Source organism: Nocardia inohanensis NBRC 100128 (genome assembly GCF_001612945.1).
GTDB lineage: Bacteria > Actinomycetota > Actinomycetes > Mycobacteriales > Mycobacteriaceae > Nocardia > Nocardia inohanensis.
In genome coordinates this window covers 922,194-944,660 of sequence record NZ_BDBK01000002.1, presented here as the reverse complement: position 1 = coordinate 944,660, position 22,467 = coordinate 922,194, and the positions used below count along the sequence as shown (strand labels likewise).

At 64.7% G+C, this 22,467-nt stretch carries 19 protein-coding genes; 5 read left to right on the top strand and 14 right to left on the bottom strand.

Annotation, left to right across the window (positions count from 1 at the left end):
- Positions 1–26: 26 nt before the first annotated feature.
- Together mtrA and NI1_RS10620 are read right to left on the bottom strand one after the other, a co-directional pair.
- Entirely contained in the window at positions 27–704 is a 678-nt protein-coding gene (gene mtrA, locus NI1_RS10625; protein ID WP_033090495.1) for an MtrAB system response regulator MtrA, read from the bottom strand.
- A 78-nt stretch (positions 705–782) separates the two neighbouring features.
- Positions 783–1,430: a dTMP kinase gene (locus NI1_RS10620; RefSeq protein WP_067817475.1), complete on the bottom strand. Its 648-nt coding sequence runs from the start codon at positions 1,428–1,430 to the stop codon at positions 783–785.
- A gap of 102 nt (positions 1,431–1,532) precedes the next feature.
- Between NI1_RS10620 and NI1_RS10615 the strand changes: the two genes are divergently transcribed.
- Positions 1,533–2,633 carry a glycerophosphodiester phosphodiesterase gene (locus NI1_RS10615; protein ID WP_084522892.1) on the top strand — a complete coding sequence of 367 codons (1,101 nt, stop codon included), beginning with the start codon at positions 1,533–1,535 and terminating at the stop codon, positions 2,631–2,633.
- A 401-nt stretch (positions 2,634–3,034) separates the two neighbouring features.
- On the opposite strand, the gene NI1_RS10610 is transcribed toward NI1_RS10615, so the two are convergent.
- From NI1_RS10610 to NI1_RS10600, 3 genes are all read right to left on the bottom strand, one after another.
- Positions 3,035–3,625, bottom strand: coding sequence for a DUF4190 domain-containing protein (locus NI1_RS10610; RefSeq protein ID WP_084522890.1), 591 nt, complete (start codon positions 3,623–3,625; stop codon positions 3,035–3,037).
- 229 nt (positions 3,626–3,854) lie between these two features.
- Positions 3,855–4,121 carry a DUF397 domain-containing protein gene (locus tag NI1_RS10605; protein WP_067818179.1) on the bottom strand — a complete coding sequence of 89 codons (267 nt, stop codon included), beginning with the start codon at positions 4,119–4,121 and terminating at the stop codon, positions 3,855–3,857.
- A gap of 33 nt (positions 4,122–4,154) precedes the next feature.
- Positions 4,155–5,000 carry a helix-turn-helix domain-containing protein gene (locus NI1_RS10600; protein WP_067817468.1) on the bottom strand — a complete coding sequence of 282 codons (846 nt, stop codon included), beginning with the start codon at positions 4,998–5,000 and terminating at the stop codon, positions 4,155–4,157.
- Between the two features lie 122 nt (positions 5,001–5,122).
- Between NI1_RS10600 and NI1_RS10595 the strand changes: the two genes are divergently transcribed.
- From NI1_RS10595 to NI1_RS10585, 3 genes are read left to right on the top strand one after another with little or no spacing between them, the layout of a single operon-like run.
- Positions 5,123–5,566: a DUF4254 domain-containing protein gene (locus tag NI1_RS10595; protein WP_067817466.1), complete on the top strand. Its 444-nt coding sequence runs from the start codon at positions 5,123–5,125 to the stop codon at positions 5,564–5,566.
- Positions 5,563–5,793: a hypothetical protein gene (locus NI1_RS10590; protein WP_067817461.1), complete on the top strand. Its 231-nt coding sequence runs from the start codon at positions 5,563–5,565 to the stop codon at positions 5,791–5,793. The genes NI1_RS10595 and NI1_RS10590 overlap by 4 nt, the downstream gene beginning before the upstream one ends.
- Before the next feature lie 18 nt (positions 5,794–5,811).
- Complete coding sequence (locus NI1_RS10585; protein ID WP_218026722.1) at positions 5,812–7,380, top strand: ATP-binding protein; 1,569 nt, start codon at positions 5,812–5,814, stop codon at positions 7,378–7,380.
- A 30-nt stretch (positions 7,381–7,410) separates the two neighbouring features.
- Here NI1_RS10585 and NI1_RS40230 read toward each other — a convergent pair whose 3' ends face one another.
- From NI1_RS40230 to NI1_RS10540, 9 genes are all read right to left on the bottom strand, one after another.
- Positions 7,411–7,665, bottom strand: a complete 255-nt coding sequence (locus tag NI1_RS40230; RefSeq protein ID WP_439957245.1) for a DUF6959 family protein — start codon at positions 7,663–7,665, stop codon at positions 7,411–7,413.
- A 108-nt stretch (positions 7,666–7,773) separates the two neighbouring features.
- Positions 7,774–8,259 (bottom strand): hypothetical protein, encoded by a 486-nt coding sequence (locus NI1_RS10575; protein WP_157535037.1) that lies wholly within the window; start codon positions 8,257–8,259, stop codon positions 7,774–7,776.
- Positions 8,256–14,495: a putative T7SS-secreted protein gene (locus NI1_RS10570; RefSeq protein WP_067817453.1), complete on the bottom strand. Its 6,240-nt coding sequence runs from the start codon at positions 14,493–14,495 to the stop codon at positions 8,256–8,258. The genes NI1_RS10575 and NI1_RS10570 overlap by 4 nt, the downstream gene beginning before the upstream one ends.
- A 3-nt stretch (positions 14,496–14,498) precedes the next feature.
- Positions 14,499–15,137, bottom strand: a complete 639-nt coding sequence (locus NI1_RS10565) for a hypothetical protein (protein ID WP_067817450.1) — start codon at positions 15,135–15,137, stop codon at positions 14,499–14,501.
- Positions 15,138–15,139: 2 nt separating this feature from the next.
- Complete coding sequence (locus tag NI1_RS10560; protein ID WP_067818173.1) at positions 15,140–15,547, bottom strand: hypothetical protein; 408 nt, start codon at positions 15,545–15,547, stop codon at positions 15,140–15,142.
- Between the two features lie 110 nt (positions 15,548–15,657).
- On the bottom strand, positions 15,658–17,133 hold the full coding sequence (ahcY, locus tag NI1_RS10555; protein WP_067817448.1) for an adenosylhomocysteinase: 1,476 nt from the start codon (positions 17,131–17,133) through the stop codon (positions 15,658–15,660).
- Between the two features lie 127 nt (positions 17,134–17,260).
- Positions 17,261–18,424 carry an alkane 1-monooxygenase gene (locus NI1_RS10550; RefSeq protein WP_067817437.1) on the bottom strand — a complete coding sequence of 388 codons (1,164 nt, stop codon included), beginning with the start codon at positions 18,422–18,424 and terminating at the stop codon, positions 17,261–17,263.
- A 186-nt stretch (positions 18,425–18,610) separates the two neighbouring features.
- The gene (locus NI1_RS10545; RefSeq protein WP_067817434.1) at positions 18,611–19,303 is read right to left on the bottom strand and encodes a response regulator; all 693 of its coding nucleotides are present in this window, start codon (positions 19,301–19,303) and stop codon (positions 18,611–18,613) included.
- Positions 19,300–20,877 carry a sensor histidine kinase gene (locus NI1_RS10540; RefSeq protein ID WP_245663154.1) on the bottom strand — a complete coding sequence of 526 codons (1,578 nt, stop codon included), beginning with the start codon at positions 20,875–20,877 and terminating at the stop codon, positions 19,300–19,302. The genes NI1_RS10545 and NI1_RS10540 overlap by 4 nt, the downstream gene beginning before the upstream one ends.
- Before the next feature lie 152 nt (positions 20,878–21,029).
- On the opposite strand from NI1_RS10540, the gene NI1_RS10535 reads away from it, so the two are divergent.
- On the top strand, positions 21,030–22,397 hold the full coding sequence (locus NI1_RS10535; RefSeq protein WP_067817431.1) for a cation:dicarboxylate symporter family transporter: 1,368 nt from the start codon (positions 21,030–21,032) through the stop codon (positions 22,395–22,397).
- Positions 22,398–22,467: the final 70 nt, after the last annotated feature.

The window sequence follows — 22,467 nt, the reverse complement described above, 5'->3', positions numbered from 1 at the left end:
CTGAACGCGGTTTCTGGAACCAGCGATCACGGCGGTCCGGCCTTGTAGCCCACACCTCGCACGGTCAGCACGATCTCAGGGTTCTCCGGATCCTTCTCCACCTTGGCGCGCAACCGCTGTACGTGCACATTGACCAGGCGGGTGTCGGCGGCATGCCGGTAACCCCAGACCTGTTCGAGGAGCACCTCGCGGGTGAACACCTGGCGCGGCTTGCGGGCCAGCGCGACCAGCAGATCGAATTCCAGTGGAGTCAGCGAGATCTGCGCACCGCCGCGAGTCACCTTGTGCGCGGGCACATCGATGACGATATCGGCGATGGAGAGCAGCTCCTGCGGCTCCTCCTCGGTGCGGCGCAGGCGAGCCCGCACCCGAGCAACGAGTTCCTTCGGCTTGAACGGCTTGACGATGTAATCGTCTGCGCCCGACTCCAACCCCAGGACGACGTCGACCGTATCGGTCTTCGCCGTCAGCATCACGATCGGTACTCCCGAGTCGGCTCGCAGTACCCGGCACACATCGATGCCGTTCATGCCGGGCAGCATGAGGTCCAGCAACACGAGATCCGGGCGCAACTCCCGGACCGCGGTCAGCGCCTGCGTGCCGTCACCGACGACGTGAGGGTCGAAACCCTCACCGCGCAAGACGATCGTGAGCATCTCCGCGAGAGCCATATCGTCGTCGACGACCAGAATCTTCGGCTTCATAACTACTATGTTGTCACCTTCCGCGCTCCGATCGGGCCGCCACGCCAACACTCGTGACCTGTCGGCGCACATCCAACCCTATCCAGCAACATTTTCCGCGATCCGCGCCGCGAGTGTTGCCGGATCGTCACCGCTCCGATGCACCCACCACGGTCCAAACCAATTGATTTCGGCCAGCTCACGATAGACGTTGCCGGTCCTGCGTTGCAGCCCTCCGTCTTTCTCGTAGGCGTCGAGTGCGCGAGTCGCATCCGCCGCACCCCGCAGCCGGGCGCGTTCCTCGGCCACATCCACCGGGACATCCAGCAGAATTTGGACATCCGGGGCGGGCAGCGCGAACCGTTCGAACTCCAATTGACCGATCCAGGCCGCGATTTCGCCGCGCGCGTCCTGCTCCATGCGGGCCGCCGAGTACGCCGCATTCGACGCCACGTACCGGTCCAGCAGCACAATGTCATTGTCCGCCAGCAGTTTCGCCAATTCGTCGCGGGCGCCGGCGCGATCGAGCGCGAACAGCAACGCCATCGCATTGACCGACTGGGCGGTATCCCCGTGGCCACCGCGCAGCGCCTCGGCCGCGAGATCGGCGTGCACGGATTTCCCGTACCGCGGAAAAGCGAGCGTCGCCACGCGCAGTCCGCGCTCCCGGAGCGTGGCCACCACGGCATCGGTCAGCGTGCGCTTGCCCGCGCCGTCCAGACCCTCGATGACCACCAACGCACCCATGCCCGCGAGATTACCGAACGATCGTGGTCGAGCGGCGCCGGGAGGCGGTTTGCGTCGAACGTCCGAATTCTTGGCTGCTGAATGATTGCTATAGTCCGCCTCATGACCTCCAAAGGCGTCAAGTCAGTGCAGCTCAAGCATGCTTTTGCGGTCTTCGGAGCAGCGTTAGCGGCAGTAGGTTTGACTGCCTGCGGCAGCTCCGACGACAAGGATTCGTCCTCGACCACCACCACCGTCGCCGCCGATACCGCCCGCAAATTCGACCTGCAAGCCCATCGCGGCGGGCGCGGCATGACCATCGAGGAGTCGCTGCCCGGTTTCGCCAAGGCCATCGAACTGGGCGTGACCACCCTCGAACTCGACATCGTCCTCACCGCGGACAAGGTGCCGCTGATCTGGCACGACCCGATGATCCAGCCCGAGAAGTGCACCGACACCGCCCCCGCATCCCCCGACGACCCCCAATACCCCTACGTCGGCAAACTCGTCCACGACCTGACCTTCGCCCAGATCCACACCTTGGATTGCGGCAAGAAGCTCACCGGTTTCCCCGAAGCCCAGGAACTGCCCGGCAACAAGATCGCCCGCCTCCCCGAACTCTTCGACCTGGTGAAGTCCTACCCCGGCGCCTTCGAAGCACTCCGCTACAACATCGAAACGAAGATCGAGGGCGAAAAGCCCGAACAGTCCGCCACCCCCGAAGAATTCGTAGACGTCATCCTCGCCGCCATCCAAGCCGCCGGCGCCACCGACAAGGTCGAAATCCAATCCTTCGCCTGGAGCAGCCTGCCGCTGGTGAAAGCGAAGAACCCCACCATCCCGACGGTCGCCCTCTACGACGACTCCACCTTCAAACCGAACAGCCCCTGGCTGCAACCGATTCGCTACGAAGACCACCCCAACGACCCCCTGGGCGCCATCAAGGCCCTAGGCGCAGACATCTCCTCCCCCAGCTACGTAAACCCCTGGAACAGCGAAACCAAGGCAAGCGATCCCAACTTCAAGCTCACCACAACAGCCGAATACGTAACCAAGGCACACGATCTCGGCATCAAAGTAATCCCCTGGACCGTGAACGACAAAGCCACCATCGGCCTGGTCCTCGACCAAGGCGTAGACGGCATCATCACCGACTACCCCAACCGCGCCCGAGAAGTAATGCAGGAGAAGAACTACCCCCTCCCCACCCCATTCCACAAGTAACCCAACGCAACTGAACGGGCCGATCGCCGACAGCGACCGGCCCGTTCCCCTACCCGGGCTACTTCACGCAAACATCGATAACCGGCAACCAAGTCCCCCCGGTCAAAGTACAAATAGCCGCATTGATCAACTGACTCGCACTGGACCCCGTCCCCGCCGACCCCGAAGGCCCGTTCCCCGAAAGCGAATCCAACGACCCGGTCGTCCCCCCGGCCACAGGCGCAGGCTCCACCGCGACCGGAGCGGCAGCAGCCAACCCAGCCGTGGAAACAGCAGCGGCAATCGCAAAGGCGGCCACGATCGCACGCGAGAACTGGCGGGTCACAGTGCTTTTCGACATGCCAGGCACCCTACAAGGATTGAACACCAAACGTTTCAGAATCGCCGATTTGTTGGGCCCGCTACCCGCCGAGCTTGCCGGTGAGCTCCGCCGTCGTGTCGTACACCATGCACTGCACCGAATGATTGCTCTGAAAATCTCGTTCGGTATCAGCGCCGTACCAGACCCATTTGAGGTTCGGATTCACAGCACGAAGCCGATCGACCTGCTCACCACACCGCTTCTCCACCTCCACCGCCATCTGCTCGGTCCCCAACCACGTAGCCAGATTCCACACATCGACGATCTGCGCATCATGCGGAACACCGCACTCCACAATGGTCGCCCCGGAAATCCTCAAATCCCGCTTGACCGGCGCATTCACACAATCGCCCGCCAACAACGACCGCAGCGGTTGATAGCCCGACCTCGAACCACTCACCGACGCCGCACCGGTACCCGACACCGGCCCGCCCACCCTGTCCTCCATCGCATTCCCGACCACGGTGAGCCCGACGAACACGGCCCACACCAACGAAATCGCGATACCGCCGATCGCCAGCCCCCGCCCCTGCTGACCCCGAGCCTTGATCTGCGACAGCCCGATCAACCCGAAAGGCACAGCAAGAAAACAGATTCCCACCACACCGGTAATGAACGCGGCAATCGCCATCCCGTTCGTCCCCGGCGGCCGAGGAGCCGGCCATCCCGGTTGTCCCGGAACAGGCGGCGGATACCCCGGCGGCTGACCGGGTAGCTGGTTGTACGGATACGGCTGATAGAACGATCCCCCAGGTGAACTCACACCCACAACCTAGCGACACTCGCCCCACAAGCGGAATCCAGCGGTCGCCCCTCCCCCAATCCCCTCACCGCATCGAACCACAACGCCGAGACAAGAACTAACCGAACCGCCCCGCGTCGATGGCCGACAGAAACGCATCCCACTCTGGCCCGGCCAAGCTGATGATCGGTTGCGCGGCAGGATCGTTCGCAGGATCGCGCAGATACTTGCTATCCCGAATCAAGACGGCAACTTCGGCCAACCGGACCTCCACGCAATTACCACCCCCGCCGTCACCGCTGTAGCTGCTCTTCCGCCACCCGTCCTGCGGTTCGGTCCGTGCCGCTGCATCGAAACTGCTGGTCCCTGTTAGCGCATCGTCCATAACAGTTCCCAGCATAGGCGAGCGCTTTCCGCGTCAGAGTTCCCGTTTCCGCAGCTCGAGCAACGACTCCTCAGGACCCAGAGCCGCAGCGGCGAGCCGTCCGAAAGCGGCGGTGAACCGAGCTATTCCGTCGGCCTCCACATAGATCACCCCGGCCGGCGTCTCCACGCACGCGAGCGTCGGATAGGGGTCGGGCAGATCGAAAACCTTGAAGGATCCATCCGGCGCGGCATGCGCACCGACCGACTCCGGCAGCACTCGAACCACCACATTCGACCGCTCGGCCATATTCGCCAGGTGCGCAAGCTGTTCGGCGTGAACCTTCGCCCCGCCGATGGGGCGGCGAAGAATCGACTCATCCAGGATCGTCGTCAACTGCACGGGACGCGGTCGGCTCAGCACCTGCTGGCGAATCATCCTGACCTCGAGCCACCGATCCACTTGATCATCGGACGCATCCGGATCGACTGCCCGAATTACCGCCTCCGCGTAGGCGGGTGTCTGCAACAACCCTGGAATCACAACCGTATTGAACGATTTGATCTCCGACGCCCGCGCCTCCAGCCACGCATAGTCGATGATCGACGGATCGACATCCTGCGCGTACCCCTCCCACCAACCCTTTTGCCACACGTCGAGACTGAGCCGGCGCAGCGCTTCGCGAACCTGCTCGTCCCCGACCCCGTAGAGCGTCAGCAACTCCTGCACATCATCCGCACGCGGCGGATAAAGCCCTGCTTCGAACCGGCTGACAGTCGACGAGTCCCGCTTCAGATAGGCCGCGGCATCCTTCAGCGTTATGCCCGCTTCGTCTCGATACCGCCGAAGCTGCTGCCCGAGCCACTGCGCGCGCAGCGTCGGTCCCTGCCGACCAGCCACTAGCACCTCCCTGACCTCGCCCGATCATCGCTGAAAGCATACCTTGCATCTCTCTTGCAAAATTGCACAGCTCGAGCAAAACTGAATACTCCAGCCCAAATCCACACCTCGGACTGGTCGCGATGAGCCGTTTGCCATCGAAGGATCTGCTGCTCGAAGCCTGCGCCGGCCTGGTGCACGACCCCTACCCGCTCCTGCTCGCCGCCTACGAACTTGCCAGCCTCCACGAAGCAAGGTCATCCGCCGACCGCACCGACACCCACGAAATCGACTGCGGCAGAGCGCGATTGATCCACGACATCGACCTCTGGGTATCCCGAACCATCGCCACCGCCCTCATCGCCCCCAGCATGCACACCGAATCCATCGGCGCCGACATAGACCGCCTCGCCAAGCTCTCCGTCTCAGCCTTCGCAGCCCACCACTCCAACACCACCGACCAAGAGCTACACCACGCTTGGCACCGCCTGGCCGAACTCTCCCTCGGCTACGGCGACCTCGCCGACGACCTCACTACCGGCCGCCGCCGTCTCCCTACCCCCGACCACCCCGAGGAATCCCGATGACCCCGTTGATGATCCTGTTCCTCCTCGGCGTAGCAACCGGCGTCTTCACCACCTGGTCGCTCGTATTCCTCACCGCAGCGACCAAACCCGCCACCCGCGACCGCAACCAGTGGACGGTAGCGAGCATCGCCGCCCGCATCCAGGCCGAAGGCATCTCCCCCGCCATCACATTCACGACCGCCGCGAACGGTAGGCTGCACAAGCGGTCCGCGCCGGACTGCTCGTGATCACGAGGCGGGAGAGGCGTGAAGTACTTCAATACGACCGGCCCCTGCGATCCGAGCCTGCACTACATGCTGCCCGCCGCCGAACGCCTGCCGTCAGCCCGGCGCCACATCTCCCGCGGCCAGTACTTCGTCGTTCACGCGCCCAGGCAGACCGGCAAGACAACAAGTCTCGCGGAGCTGACGCGGCAGCTCACCGCCGAAGGCGAGTATGTCGCCCTGCACTTCACCTGCGAAGTCGCCGCCCCCTTCGGCGATGATTTCGACGGCGCGTCCCGGGCGATCCTGGACCAGATCCGCTATGCCGCCGAAGCCGCCGGCGTACCGCCTCCCCCCGTCACACCACCGGATGCGGCTGCCGGAACGAGCCTGATCAACGCTCTGACCGCATGGGCATCGAGCTCACCGAAACCACTGGTGCTGTTCTTCGACGAGATCGACTCAATCCAGGGCGAGAGCCTGGTCAGCATCCTGCGGCAGCTCCGCGCCGGATACACCACCAATCGGCGCGGTTTCGCACACTCGGTCGTCCTGTGCGGCCTTCGCGACGTCCGCGACTACAAAGCCGCCGCCGGCGGCGACCCGAACCGCCTCGGCACTGCGAGCCCCTTCAACATCAAGGTGGAGTCGATCCGCATCGGAGACTTCACCCGCGCCGAGCTGGATGCGCTCTACCACCAGCACACCGCCGCGACCGGTCAGCAGTTCGACACCCGCGCAAAAGATCTCGCCTTCTTCTACACCCAAGGCCAACCCTGGCTGGTCAACGCACTCGCCACCGAGATCCTCGACAACATGGCCATCGAAACCACCATCACCGACACCCACGTCGATGAAGCCAAAGAACGCCTGATCCTCACCCGCGCAACGCATCTCGACTCCCTGGTAACCAAACTCTCGGAGCCGCGCGTCCGCCAAGTAATCGAACCACTCATCGCCGGCGAACTGCCGGACACAGACTTCGCCTTCAACGAAGCCGTTTCCTACACCGCAGATCTCGGCCTCATCGCCCCGGACAACCCGGTCCGGATCGCCAACCCCATCTACAAAGAGGTCATCCTCCGCATACTCGGCAGCGGCATAGAACGCATCATCACCGCCGACCCCCACTCCTTCCGTCACCCCGACGGCCGCCTCGACTTCCCCCGCCTCCTAACCGAATTCGCAGCTTTCTGGAAACTGAACGGCGAAATCCTCACCGCCGAACAGGGCTACCACGAAGTCGCCCCCCAACTAGTCCTCATGGCCTACCTGCACCGAATCATCAACGGCGGCGGCTACATCGACCGCGAATACGGCGTAGGCCGAGGCCGCATAGACCTCCTGATCCGCCAGCCCTACACCACCCCCGACGGCCGCCGCGCCGAACAACGCGAAGCCCTCGAACTGAAAGTCTGGCGCGACAAACAAAAAGACCCCCTCCCCGACGGCCTCGCCCAACTGGACGGCTACCTCGACCGCATGTCCCTCTCCACCGGAGTCCTGGTCATCTTCGACCGCCGCCCCGACGCTGCGGCCATCACCGCCCGCACCACCTTCTCCGAAGCCACCACCCCCACAAGCCGAACTGTCACCGTTCTACGCGCCTAACCGACCACTCGGCGGCCAGAACAAACTCATTCATTCAGAAAATAGGGCAGTTGGAGTCCCAACCTCGGAAACCATCTCCTCGTACGCCTTCCGCATGTCGGTGACAGTTCTCGAGCCTTCCAAGAGAGCGAACGCCGCATCCTCGAGATTGCCGCGAGCCAACTCTGCCCCAGCCTCCGCGAGTGTCTCAGCGAAGATCGCCAACGAGTCTCCTTGGATCGACAAGCTGGGGAACTTCCTTCCCTCCCAACGAATCAGGGCATAGTTCCCTCGTAATCCGACCACCCGCGCTTCGTAGTCCACTGCAGAATCTCCAACTTGTCCTACATATCCTTGACGGCCATCAGGAACTGTTTGACGGCGAGGCCATCCCTACTCCGCACCGCACTGATTTCAGACAGGGACCTGGGCAATGGTCACTAAGCCCGAGAAGGCACTTTCCACCAGCACACCACGACTAGGGATGTATATCCAAAACTCAGGCTTCTGTTCTAGTACGTCATGGATGCACGGATTCAATTCCGGACAATCGATCTCAACGGTTGGCAACGCCAAGCTGCCCCAGAAGATTATGAAGTGGCCAGAGTCTGGCAAATATTTGACAATCAGCGATTCCGCCTCGGCAACGTCAGAATCTGCGGTCTCCAGAACTAGGTCCTCAGGCACATTCGCCCAGTCGACCGAGCCATCGGAGTTACGCGAGAAGTGATTAATACTCATGCGTTCGTACTCACGATGCCGAGACAGGTCGAGAAGCTTCACCCCCTCTCTGCCAACCCAGACAATACGTCGAGGACTCCCATCCTCTGCGCGAGCAGCACGAATCATAGACTTCGGCAGCAAGTCCGGGCGGGAGCCGTATACATCATCGATCGTCATAGATTTCCACCCATAAGTCGCATCACGTCATCCTCTGTTCCCGCCCATTTTACCGCCCACTTTTTGGCCGACGGCCCCTTGCCCACCTCGACATTGAAATGCGGACCCTTCACAGGGTCGAAGTCTATCCTCAGCCTCTTGAACACGTCACCGACGCGCGTGGTAAAACCAACGACTTTCCCGTAAGTACTGGTAGCGACTTCAAGTCGCCCAACATAAGGTTCACGCGTAGCTGGATTTATTTCTCCAAGCAACCTCAATGCCTCATTCCTAGCTTGCTCGAATGACTTGAAAGGACCTACCTCAACTTCTTTCTGTTTGGGATTCTCACCATTCTTCTCGCAAACTGGTGTCAGCCCGAGCGGATCAGTCCAAGAGAGCGGATTGTGAGGGTAGACACCAGGGTTGGGGGCGGGATCCAAACCCAACGGATCTTGCGTGAGAAACCGACCGGTAGCCGGATCGTAAACCCGATACAGGTTGTAGTGGAGTCCGGATTCCGCATCGTAGATCTGCCCTGGCATACGCAGGGGTGTGTCGGCGTCGCCATGCCAGCTCGTAATGCCCCAGAGGTCAGCCCTGGCGGTGGCGACATGTCGACAGGTCACAGGATCGACTAGATCGAGTGGGGTACCAACGAGATCGGAGACGATGGCGTAGAACTCTCTATCGACCTCTTGGTTACTCGCGCCCTGGGTAAGCGGCGCATAGGACTCTGGGCCGTAATGCCACCGGGTGGTTGATGTGTGAGCGCTCTGCTCAATGAGGTGGAAGTCATCCCAGCAGAAGTCGACGCGCTCGATGACCGCACCATCAGCAGTCAAGTGTTGCTTGCCAACTCGGCGTCCGAAGGCATCGTAGGTGTAGTGCCACCACTGATGGTCCGGTGTCCAGACATCGGTGAGTTGGTCCAAGTCGTTGTAGCGGTAGTGCCATACGTCTGGTTTGCGGGAGAGTCTGGTTTTGGTCTTGCGGACCAGGCGCCCGGACTCGTCGTAGGTGTATTGGTGACGGCCGTCGCGGATCAGGAGGTTGTTGCGGTACTCGCGTGATGAATCATGCTGGGGCGATCCAACTCTGAAGAGTAGGTCGGGAGTGGTGGTGACGGGGTCCAGCATTGGCGTGAGGCTGTCGGTGATGTTGCTGAGGGCGTCATAGGTGTAACGCTCGGCTGTGACGCTGTTGCGAGTGAGAGTTGCGACTCTGCCGAGAGGGTCCAGTGCATAGGCATTGTGCACCGAAGCGACGCCGGGGCGATTGATGGTGCGGTTGGTGATGTATCCATCCGGGCGCCAGGTGTATTCGTCGCTGCGGAGTTGGTGGGGGAAAGGGCGCGGGGTGGAGTCGAGGCCTAGGTTGAGGAGGCGCGGCGGGTGGGCGGTTACGTCTTGGCGGAGGAGACGGCCGACGGGGTCGTAGGTGTGGTCGATGGCCAGTTCGGCTACCTGCCAGCGGGTCAGGCGGCCTACGGGGTCGTAGGTGAAGTTGATGTCGTGACCGTCGGCTGTGAGAGCACTGGGTCGGCCGAGATAGTCATAGCGCCAGTGGGTTTCGCCACCAGTAGGCGACGTGCGGGAGGTGCGGCGGCCTTGGTTGTCGTAGGCAAACCGCATCGGAGGCTGGTCGTCGAGTTGTTGGGATTCGAGGAGGCCTGTTGGGGTGTAGGTGAATTGGAGAGTGTGGATGGGGGAATCGTTGATGCCGGTGGTGGCGGTGACGGGACTGCCGCACAAGTCGTGGGTGTAGGTGATCCAGTCGCCGGAGTCGGTGATGACGGAAGTCAGGCGGCCGAGGAGGTCGTGGGTATGGTGGCGGGTTACGCCGGTTGCGGGGGTGATGGTGGTGGTGCGGCCGGTGAGGTCGTGGGTGTAGGTGGTGGCGGCGCCGTTGTAGTCGGTTTGGGAGGTGAGGTGGCCGGCGGGATCGTATTGGTAGTGCCAGGTTTGGCCGTTGGGGTTGGTTACAGAGGTCAGGCGGCGTTCGGTGTCGTGGGTGTAGGTGGTGGTGAAGCCTGCGTGGTCGGTGCGGGTGGCGGGGAGGTCGAAGGCTCCGTAGGTGTAGCGGGTGGTGCCTCCTGCGGGGTTGGTGTGGGTTAGGAGGTTGCCTTCGGCGTCGTAGGTCCAGGATTCGGTGTGGCCGTTGGCGTCTGTGCGGTGGAGGGGTTTGCCGTCCGGAGTCCAGAGGTATGTGGTGGGGGAGCCGAGGGCGTCGGTTACCCGGCGGGGGCGACCGAAGGCGTCTCGCTCGATGAGGGTTTGGGCTCCCTCGGGGTCGGTTACGCGGATCGGGAGACCGGTTGGGTCCGATTCGATTTCAGTTTTCGCACCGTTTGGTTCGGTGATGGTCGCGACTGCGCCCGTGGGGTGATGGGTGTATTCGATTCGGGTGCCGAGGGGATCGATGACCGCGGTGAGGTTGCCGTTGGCGTCCCATTCACGTTGCTGGACGGTGCCGTCGACATCGGTGATCCGGATGGGGCGATGCCGGAAGAGGTATTCGATGTCGATGCTGTGGCCGTCGGGGCGGACGATGCTCGCGACGTCGCCCTGCTCCGTGTAGGTGTACTGGGTGGTGGCGCCGTCGGGGGCGACTACACGCAGGGGGTTGCGGTCGGTGTTGTAGTCGTAGTGGGTTTGAGCGCCGGCGGGGTCCAGGACGTCGCGGAGGCGGAGGTCGGCGTCGTAGCCGCGGGAGGTGCGGGCGCCGAGGGAGTTGGTGTGGGTGGTGAGGGTGCCGGTGCCGTCGGGGAAGGTGAAGTAGTCGAATTCGCAGCTCAGGACTCCGCCGATGCCGTCCTGGCGGATTATGCGGCCGTGCTCGTCGTAGGTGTTGAGCATGTAGTTGTCATTGGAGTCGGTCCACGACAGCATGCGGTGGTGTTCGTCGTAGGTGTAGCGGGTGGTGCCGCCGTAGGAGTTCGTGACCGATGTCAGTTCACCTGAGTCGTAGCCGAAATGTCTGACGGGGATGAGGGTTTCGGTGGCGGCGGTGCGGTCTACGACGGCGAGGCTGGTTACTCGGCCCTCGGCGGTGGTGAGGCGGACGGTGTAGCCGCCGGTGTGGGTGATCTCGAGGGGGTTGCCGTCCGCGTCGTAGTGAAAACGGATGCGATTGCGGTGGCGGTCGGTAATGGCGGAGATGGCGTAGTTGCCCAGGGCGGCGTCGAGACCGCCTAGGACTGGGTCGGGGGCGAAGTGCCACAACAACTCTCGGTCGCAGTCCCAGACTCGGTAGCCGCCGGTGTCGGTGCGAGCGAGGGTCCAGCGGAGGGCGCTGGTGGTGGGGGTGACCGGGTGGTCGACCTCGGGGTGCGGGTAGTTGAGGATCAGGCCGTCTTCGCCGATGAACGTTACGGACTGGTCGGTTACCACCAGGCGGATATCCAGGGTGGCCGACCAGGAGGGGCCGAACCAGCGGCCGAGGCGGTAATTAGAGCGGTGGCGGCGGACCAGGACCAGCGGGAGGATGCCGGGGAGGGTGAGATCGGTTTCGGGGACGAAGAATTCGCCGGTGGCGGCGTCTACCGGGTCGCCGCAGCCGTCTGTCTTGTCGGGGGTTTGGGAATGCTCGGGGCTGTCGTGTGAGCCTTCACCAAGTTGCTGCTGGTCGGAGTCGGCACGATAGGTGGGGCCGGAATCGTCTGCGGCGGGCTCGGTTTCGCCGTGCTTGGGTCCGCCGGCACCGTCGGGTTCGGGGGTGCCTTTGCTATCGAGGCCATCGCTGTCCGGCTTGTGATCGGGTGCTTCGGAATGCCCCGGTCTGTCGTGGACGCCGGGGCCGTCGTGCGTTCCGGGGCCGTGGCTGGTTCCGGACTCGCCGGGCCAGTGCGGTGCGCCTTCGTCTGGAGTGATTCGGGCGGCGGGCGACTCGGGGCGAGGGGTCGCGCCGTCACCCGTCCCGTCGCGGTCGGCCGGCGTACGGTGCTCCGCGTCGGGCGTGCGGTCACGCGGTTCGGGGTCGCTGTGGCGCGGACCCCCGGACTCGTCGGGGTGGGTGCCGGCACGTTCGGAGGAAGGTTCACGGCGGGCAGGTTCCGGGTCACGGCCGTGCGGGCGATTGTTCGCCGACTCTCCGGGACGGGTGGATGAATTCTCGTGAGGTCTTGTCGGCGACGGTGATTCGGGGGCGCGGCCCGCGTGGTTCGGTGCGGTGTTGTTGGGGTGCAACGTCGTTCCAGGCGTGTCCGGCTCGGTCCGGGGATTCACGCGGGTTTCGGCGGGCGCGTGTTCCGGTGCTCGTGTGCCGGGGCTCTCGTCCCCGAGCCGGTTCGGCGAGGGATCGGCATCCGGTTTCAGCGATGCGGGGGCCGCATCGGACTTCGGACCGGTCGGGGCCGCATCGGATTTCGGTGCCGATGGAGCGCCTTCGGAGGTGTCTCGTACCGGGGTCGTTCCCGGTTCGCGGGTGGGTGCCGGTTCCGAGGGGGCCGGATCGGCGTCGGGCGTCCGTCCCGTCGGCGCTTCGGGCTCACGCTGGGTTCCGGGCGAGTTGGGTTCGCGACTTGTACCGGGGTGGTCACCAGTGTGGTCGGCGGGCGCATGCGATTCCGGCTTTGCCGCACCGGGATTCGGCTCGTGAGTGGCCGCGGGAGAGCCCGATTCCGGGACGTTGGAACGGGGCGAATTCGGTTCCGCGTGAGCCGGCGCTTCGGATGCCGGATGGGTTCCGCTCGGCGCCTCCGAACGCGGAGGAGTGTCAGCGCTCGGGTGAGAGGCGGGGGAATCAGCTCGGGGCGAAGGGTTTTCGAGGTTCGTATGAGTTCCGGGCTGCCCGGTTTCGCCGCGATCGCGCGGGCTCGACGGCGCTTCGGTTTGCGGTTCGCCGTGCGATACCGGAGCGTCGTGCTCCGGCTCGGCGCGCGTGGCGGGGCCCGGAGCCTCGGACTCCAGCTTCGGCGCAGCGGATTCCGGTGCGGGACCGTGCTGGGTCCCGGCGTCGACCGAGGTGTTCGGGGCCGGTTCGGTTTCGCGCGGCAGTCCGGCGCTCGGCTTCTCGGCGACCGGCTTCTCCACGGAGGGCGCGGTGTGCGAGGGACCGTGGCCGCCGCCGAGGTTGTCGCCCAGGTTCGATTTCGGCCGGACGCCGGTGGGAAGATCGTCGAGCAGGCGGGTGGTCTTGACCGCTGCGGTCCCCGCCTTGTCCATCAGCGACACCGCGGTTTTGGCGCTGCCGCCACCGCCGGTGACGAGGTTCAGCGCCACTTCGCTGGTGAGCATGCCGGCGAATTCGAAGGGATTGGTGCGGGCCTCGGTGACCATGGTGTCGAGTACGGCGGCGGGATCGGAAGCCGCGACGACGAGTCCGGTGGCCAGATTCGACATGGCCTTCTGGTATTCCGCCGGGTGGGTCATGTTGTAGGTGTCGGTCGGATTGACCGCGCGGATGAACGCGACCGTGCTGGACAGCCCGGTCAGGAACCCGTTGGTGAAGCTGCTCTTGGCGTGTTCGGCGATGTCGCCCAGGTCGCTGAAGTCGGCGGCCACGCGAGAGGTGAAAGGCGGCTTCTCGGGTGCTTTCCCGGTGGACTCCGCGATCTTGGCGGCTATCTCGGTAGCGGTGGTGTCACGCTGGGATCGGGCATCGAGGAGGATCTGGTGGGCGTTGCGCCGGATCTCGCTCCACGTGTCCTTCAGGGAGCCCTGCTGTTTCTGCTGTTCACCGGTGAGGGAGTTCCACCACTTCTTCTTGGTGTCCTCCTCGGTGGCGGCGCGCTTCCATTCGGTGACGGCTTCGGCGGCACGGGTTTGCGCGGTTTGGACGGCGTGCGACCAGACGTTCAGATGGCCCGCGGTGGCGGTGAACGCCTCGGAGCTGTCCCACCAGAGTTTCGGCTGTTTGTCGTAGACGGCATTGAAGGAGTCCGCGCCCTTACCGGTCCAGTTCGCGGTGTCGATGGCGCGCAGCGCGTCTCCGGTGGAGGCGATGGATTTCGCCATTTCCTCCAAGGTCTTCACGGCGGAATCGATTTCGGCGGGTTCGCCGCGGATCAGTTCCTTGGGATCCTCGGACTGCCACAGTTCGCGCTCGTCTACCGCTCCCCCGGTAGCCGATTCGATCTGGTCACCGAGGTCGTTCAGGAATTGCGACACCCCATCCAGACCGAGCTTGTCGGCCAGCGCGGCTTGGCCTTCGAGAACGGTGTCGGCGGCATGGCCGAGGGTTTCGGTCGCCTTCTCGACGCCGCGGTCGATGATGTCGACGAGATTGTCGAGGCCGAGGCGGTTGGACAACCCCATGGATCAGCTCTGCTGCGGATTGAGGATCGCCGCCGCCTGTTCCGCGCCCTGGGTATTCCAGGCCGCGTCCGGCAGCCCGCTGGTGGGGAGCTTGGGGCCGCCCAGGAATTGGGACGCCGCACCGACATTGGCCAGAGCCTGTGGGCCGACGGTCTGGATCACCTGGTTGTTCTTCGCGATCTGCGCCTGCGCGTCCCGGAAGGACTGGGCCGAATAGTCGCTGTTGAGGACCTGATTGAACGGGTTGTCCGCCAAGGTCTGCCCCAGCGTCCGCTTCTTGATGTCATCACTGGACAGGTGCGGATTGCCCACCAGGTTGGTGTAGATCTGCTTGAGCGTGTCCTTGGTCGCCTGTTCCATCATGTTGTACCGACCGGCGGCCAGACCGAGCGTCTCGGCGATCGAATTGCCCGCCTGCACCAGGTTTCGCACTCCCCACGACCAGCGATCGGTGAACTCCTCGAAACCCTTCTGCACCACTTCTTTTCCCGCTTCGAGCGGCGACAGTGCCAAGGCCGAGAAACCACGTCCCGACGCGGCGGCCTCCTTGACCCCGATCTCCGACAGCTTGCTGATGGTCGCGGTGATCCCCTGCGCCGCCTGAATCAGCGTCTCCGCCGGGACTTCCAAGTCCTCCGACACGACTACACCCCCTGCTTCTGCAATTCTTCGATCTGGTCTTCGTTCAAGATGGGCGGGAACGCCATCGGGGTCGCGCCGGTGATATCGACCGCCACCCCGGTCGGTTCAGCACATCCCGCCGCGTAATCGGCCAGCCGCCACCCGCTCAACGTCTGATACGGGTGGTTGTCGCCGGGCCGCAGTTCGTCACGCGCCGAGAGCCATCGCGCGTACGGCTCCAGCCCGGTGAATGCGCAAATCCATGCGACTCCCCCGAATTTCGATACCGAGAACTGCCGGTCCGCGTTGATCGGCACCAGCAAAACGGCACCGCGAAACGCCTGCCGCAGCGCTGTCGCATAACCGAATCCCGCGTAGAAGGCGTCGATTTCGGAGCGGAGCGCATCGGTACCCGGTCCCAGTTCGACCACGGTGATCAACCCCTCCCGACCGCACCCCTGCAGTGATCATGTCCGCCGAGCATAGCGGGCCGGTCGCGTTCGCGACCGGCCCGCTCAGACTGCCTTACAGCCAGTTCCGCTCAGTAGCGGTAGTGCTCCGGCTTGTAGGGGCCCTCCACGTCCACGCCGATGTACTCGGCCTGGTCCTTGGTGAGCTTGGTGAGGGTGCCGCCCAGGGCTTCCACGTGGATGCGGGCGACCTTTTCGTCGAGGTGCTTGGGGAGGCGGTAGACCTCGTTGTCGTATTCCTGGGGCTTGGTCCAGAGTTCGATCTGGGCGATCACCTGGTTGGAGAAGGAGTTCGACATGACGAAGGAGGGGTGGCCCGTCGCGTTGCCGAGGTTGAGGAGGCGGCCTTCGGACAGGACGATGATGGAGCGGCCGGTGTCCGGGAAGGTCCACAGGTCGACCTGGGGCTTGATGTTGAGGCGCTCGGCGCCGGAGCGCTCCAGGGCGGCCATGTCGATCTCGTTGTCGAAGTGGCCGATATTGCCGAGGATGGCTTGGCCCTTCATCGCCTTCATGTGATCGAGGGTGATGATGTCCTTGTTGCCGGTGGAGGTGACGACGATGTCGGCGTCGGCGATGGCCTGCTCGACGGTGACGACGTCGAAGCCGTCCATCAGGGCCTGGAGGGCGTTGATGGGGTCGATCTCGGTGACCTGGACGCGGGCGCCCTGACCCTTCAGGGATTCGGCGCAGCCCTTGCCGACGTCGCCGTAGCCGCAGATCAGGACCTTCTTGCCGCCGATGAGGACGTCGGTGCCGCGGTTGATGCCGTCGACCAGCGAGTGGCGGGTGCCGTACTTGTTGTCGAACTTGGACTTGGTGACCGAGTCGTTGACATTGATTGCGGGGAAGGACAATTCACCCGCGGCCGCGAACTGGTAGAGGCGCAGGACGCCGGTGGTGGTCTCCTCGGTGACGCCCTTGACCGAGTCGGCGATCTTGCCCCACTTGCCCTTGTCGGCTTCGAGGCTGGCGCGCAACAGGTTCAGGAAGACCTTGTACTCGGCGGAGTGGGTCTCGTCCTCGGGCGGGACGACGCCGGCCTTCTCGAACTGGGCGCCGCGCAGGACGAGCATGGTGGCGTCGCCGCCATCGTCGAGGATCATGTTGGCGGGTTCACCCGGCCAGGTGAGCATCTGCTCGGCGGCCCACCAGTACTCCTCCAGGGTCTCGCCCTTCCAGGCGAAGACGGGGGTGCCCTTGGGCTCGTCGACGGTGCCGTGCGGGCCGACGACGACCGCGGCGGCGGCGTGGTCCTGGGTGGAGAAGATGTTGCAGGAGGCCCAGCGGACTTCCGCGCCGAGCGCGGTGAGGGTCTCGATGAGCACGGCGGTCTGCACGGTCATGTGCAGGGAGCCGGAGATGCGTGCGCCCTTGAGCGGCTGCACGTCGTGGTATTCGCGGCGGAGCGCCATCAGGCCGGGCATCTCGTGCTCGGCGAGGCGAATTTCCTTGCGGCCGAACTCGGCCTGGGACAGGTCCGCCACCTTGAAGTCGATCCCGTTGCGGACGTCTGCGGTCATATTGATGGACACTGCGGTCGTCATCTGCCTCTCCTGGTCGGCTGCTTGCCCTAAAGGCTAGACGGTCCGACCTGGAGACGGACATGCGGCAAGGCAAGCGTGCGTACACTGTACGCACGCTTGCCTGCCTTTGTCGATTACACCGCGCCGATCACGCCGCGGCGGTCAGCCGGTGCCGCACCAGGATCCGCTCCCGCTTGCGCGGCTGGATATTGGCCAGGCTGACATCCCCGCCGTAGTGCGCGAGCACCCGGCGGTCCATCACGAAACGCCACAGCGGCGGGACGGCCGCCAGCAAGAGCATCGTGGCATACCCCGCCGGAAGCTGCGGAGCCTCTTCGGAGGTCCGGAGCGTCTGGTACCGGCGTCCCGGATTGGCGTGATGGTCACTGTGCCGTTGCAGGTGGAACAGGAAGATATTGGTGACCAGGCGGTCGCTGTTCCAGCTGTCGCGGGGCGAGGTACGGGCCCAGCGGCCATTGGGACGGCGACGGCGCAGCAGGCCGTAGTGCTCCACGTAGTTGACGGTCTCCAGCAGGCCGACGCCGATGACGGCCTGGAGCAGCAGCCAGGGCAGCACGGCCCAGCCGAAGATCGCGATCAGGGCGCCGAAGAGCACCAGGGTCATCGACCAGGCTTGCAGGATGTGATTGTGGACCGAGAACCAGCCGTGCCCCTTGCGGCGCAGCCGGTCCCGTTCGATGCCGATACCGGACCGGAAGCCGCCGATCACGCTGCGCGGCAGGAACTCCCACAGCGATTCCCCCAGCCGGGCGCTGGCGGGATCGGTGGGCGTGGCCACCCGGGCGTGATGCCCCCGGTTGTGCTCGACGAAGAAATGACCGTAACCCGACTGTGCCAGAGCGATTTTCGACAACCAGCGCTCCAGTTGCTCGGAGCGATGACCGAGCTCATGGGCCGCGTTGATGCCGATGCCACTGACGAAGCCGAGGGTGGCCGCGAGCCCGAGCTTGTCCACCGTGGACAGGTCGGTCCCGGCCCACATGGCGGACGCGATGATCAGGCCGATGAGCTGCACCGGCAGGAACAGGTAGGTGCACCACCGGTAGTACCGGTCGTTGCTGAGTAGCTCGTAGTCCTCGTCCCTGGGATTGCTGCCGTCTTCGCCGACGACCCAATCCAGGACGGGAATCACTATGAGAACGATGATGGGGCCTATCCACCAGAAGACCTCATAGTCGGTCCACAGCACCAACTGTGAGGGCAGCAACGCACTCGCCGGGGCGATGAGCCCCAGGAACCACAAGTGTCGTTTGGAATCCGGCGAACTGGACCGTTTGCCGACCTTTTGCACGTTTGCCCCGCTAATCAGATACCTCTATAACTTCGCAGCTAGATATGTACAGACACTAACGCCGTTACAGAACATTTTGAGTGGCGAAGGTGGCAACCGTTACAACCAGGACGGTCTGTTCTCGCGCTACCGTCGCTGTGGTGTCGGTCACCGCACATCACCTGCAAACCTGCGATGAGCAACCGCTCAGTGGGACCAGACGTAACGAACCTGTGGCCGCCCGGTCCGACCGTAGTCGGTTCGCCGTTCCACCACACCGTCTTCGGCCATACGTTCCAGGTATCGCCAAGCGGTAACCCGCGAAACGCCGACGGCGCGCCCGACTTCCCCGGCGGACAACCCGCCGGGGTTTGCCCGTACCGCTCGCGCCACCTCATCCATGGTCTGCGGCGCAATGCCTTTCGGCGAGGTCGCACGATGATCCGACGTTCGCAGCGCACCGAAGGCGCGGTCGATGTCCTGTTGCGAGACCGCCGCCTCCCCCGCCGGCAGCGCGGCCCGATATCGGAGATAGCGATCGAGCTTCTCGCGGAATGCCGCGAAGGTGAACGGCTTCAACAGATACAGCACCACGCCGTGCGCGACCGCGGCCCGCACCATGGCCAGATCCCGCGCGGAGGTCACCGCGATGACATCGGGGCGCGGACGCAGTCCGGCGAGGGCCGCAGCAACCGCCAGGCCGCTCATATCCGGTAAACCGATATCCATCAACACCAAATCCACCGGATCGCAATCGGTTTGTGACTTCCCGGCGGCTGCGATCGCGTCCTTGCCGGTGTGCACCACTTCCACGACCGTGAAGCCCGGCAACCGTTCGACGTAAGACCGATGCGCCGCCGCGATTTTCGGATCGTCCTCGACGATCAGCACCCGGATCATCGCCGGCCGTCCCGCGAAAAGACCACCAGCACCGCCGATTCCGGCTCCGACTGTGCGCGCAGCTCCCCGCCCCGCCGCGCCACCAGCCGCCGCACCAGCGCCAGCCCCAGGCCGTGATGATCGGTCTTGGTGGAGTACCCGCGTTCGGTGGCGCGCGTGAACACCTCCTCGGACATGCCCGGACCGCTGTCGGCCACGCGCACATACAGTTCCGCGGCATCACTGCGCACCGTCACTTCCACCCAGGCGTCCTCGTCGTGGTGCACCGCGTCCACCGCGTTGTCGATGAGATTGCCCAGCAGCGTGACCATTTCGTGCGCGGTGAGCGGCTCCACCGAATCGACCACGGTATCGCCGGTGACGGTCAATTCCACGCCCTGCTCGGCGGCCTTCTCCACCTTGCCCAGCAGCAGCGCCACCACCGCCGGTTCGGAGACCGCGCTGGTGAGCCGGTCGATGAGGGCTTGGGAGAGTTCGAGTTCGGCGGTCGCGAAGTCCACCGCGTCCTCCGGACGGCCCAGCTCCACCATGCTGATCACGGTGTGCAGCCGATTGGCGGCCTCGTGCGCTTGGGCGCGCAGGGATTCGGCGAAATCCCGCACCGAATCCAATTCGCCCAGCACGTCCCGTAATTCGGTGTGATCGCGCAGGGTGAGCACGGTGCCGATGCGGCGGCCGTCGTGCTCCACCTCGTCCTGATTCACCACCAGCACCCGGTCGGCGGTCACGTGCATCTCATCGCGCACCACGCCGGTTCCCAAGCGCTGCAACGACACCGGGAGATCGGAGCGGGTGATCGTTCCGTCGGGCAGGTCGAGCAGTCGCCGGGCCTCGTCGTTCACCACTTCCAGGCGCTCACCGTCCCGGCCGAACACCAGCAGCCCCTCGTGCACCGAGTGCAGCACGGCGTCGTGATGCTCGTACAGCGCGCGTAGTTCGTCGGTCCCGAGCCCGTGGGTCTGCCGCAACAGCCTGCGCCGCAACAACAGTGAGCCCAGCGTCACCACCGCCAGGCCCGCGGCCGCGACGGCCAGGATGGTGGGCAGCTGCGCCCGCACCTGATCGCCGATGTGCGCGCGGGTGACGCCCGCCGACACCAGCGCGATGATGCGGCCGTCGGCATCGCGAACCGGGGTGACGGCGCGAATCGAGGGACCCAGTGTGCCCGTGTAGGTCTCGGTGAAGGTCTCCCCCGCCAGCGCGCGATCGATATTGCCGCTGAAGGGCTGGCCGATGCGGGTGGTGTCGGTGTGGGTGTAGCGGGTGCGGTCGGGGGCCATCACCACGATGAAGTCCACGCCGGTCGCCTGGCGAATGCTCTCGGTGACCGGTTGCAGCAGGGTGGTCGGGTTCGGGGCGCGCACGCCGGTCACGGTGGAGGGGGCGCGGGCGACGCTGACGGCGATATCGGTGACCTGCACCCGGATGGCGTCGTCCTGGGCGCTGCGTAAACGTAAGACAGCCAGCGCCGTACCGGTGGCGATCACCACCGCCAGCACCACCAGTTGCACCACGAACACCTGCCCGGCCAGGGTTCGCCCACGCCGGGGCCGCCTGCTCAGACCACTCACCACGCCTCCGAGAAAACCCTGCGCGCGGCGAGACCATGACCCGCCGCGTGAACACAATGTACGAAACAGTGACCCGTATCACTGCCCAGGCCATCATTCTCTATACAAGTACGTGAGCGGGCTCACACCAGGCGGTACCCGGAGGCTTTCCGAAATTGAGTGAATCGACAACAGCGCTATCCCCCGCTGCGGCGCCGAAGCAGCGGGATCGCACGCATTGGCTGTATCTGGCCGTCATCGTGGCGGTGGTCGCGGGCGTCCTGGTCGGCTGGCTGGCCCCCGGGTTCGGCAAATCGGTGGGCGAACTGGGCACCCTGTTCGTGAACCTGATCAAGATGATGATCGCGCCGGTCATCTTCTGCACCATCGTGCTCGGCATCGGCTCGGTGCGGGCCGCGGCGCGGGTCGGCAAGATCGGCGGGCTGGCGCTCGGCTACTTCCTGATCATGTCCACGGCGGCGCTGGCCATCGGCTTGGTGGTGGGCAATCTGCTGCATCCGGGCGACGGGCTGAACGTCGCCGCACACGCCAAGGAGGTCGCCAAGTACGCCAAGGACGCGCAATCCGCGGGCGGCACTTGGGATTTCGTCAAGGAGATCGTGCCGACCACGCTGGTCTCGTCGCTGACCTCCGGCAAGGTGCTCCAGGCGCTGTTCGTGGCACTGCTGGTCGGCTTCGGCATTCAGGCCATGGGCGCGAAGGGTGAACCGCTGCTGCGCGCCGTCGGCCTGATCCAGCAGCTGGTCTTCCGGGTGCTGACCATGATCCTGTGGCTGGCCCCGATCGGCGCGTTCGGCGCCATGGCGAATGTGGTGGCGCGCACCGGACTCGACGCGGTCAAACAGCTGGCCCTGCTCATGGTCGCCTTCTATCTCACCTGCGTGCTGTTCATCTTCGGCGTGCTGGGCACGCTGCTGCGCGCGGTGGCCGGAGTGTCGATCTTCAAGCTCTGCCGCTACCTGGCGCGGGAGTATCTGCTCATCGTCGCCACCTCGTCCTCGGAGTCCGCGTTCCCGCGCCTCATCGCCAAGATGGAGCATCTGGGCGTGGAGCGCACCACCGTGGGTGTCGTTGTGCCGACCGGTTATTCGTTCAATCTGGACGGCACCGCCATCTACCTGACCATGGCGACCCTCTTCGTCGCCGATGCCATGGGCAAGCCGCTGTCCTGGACCGAGCAGCTGGGCCTGCTGGTGTTCATGATCGTGGCGTCCAAGGGCGCGGCCGGTGTGACAGGCGCCGGCCTGGCCACACTGGCCGGCGGTCTCCAGAGTCATCGCCCGGAGCTGCTGGACGGCGTCGGCCTGATCGTCGGCATCGACCGGTTCATGTCCGAAGCCCGTGCGCTGACCAACTTCTCGGGCAATGCGGTCGCCACCGTGCTGGTCGGCACCTGGACCAAGACCATCGACAAGGATCGGGTCCGGGCGGTGCTGGACAAGCAGCTGCCCTTCGACGAGACCACCATGATCGACGAGCACCCCACCGCGGCTCCGGCCGACAAGAGCCTGGTCCCGGCCTGAACCCTACCCACCCAGGGTCGGGACCAGAAACCGCCCGGCGCGCACTCCCCCCGTTGCGCGCCGGGCGGTT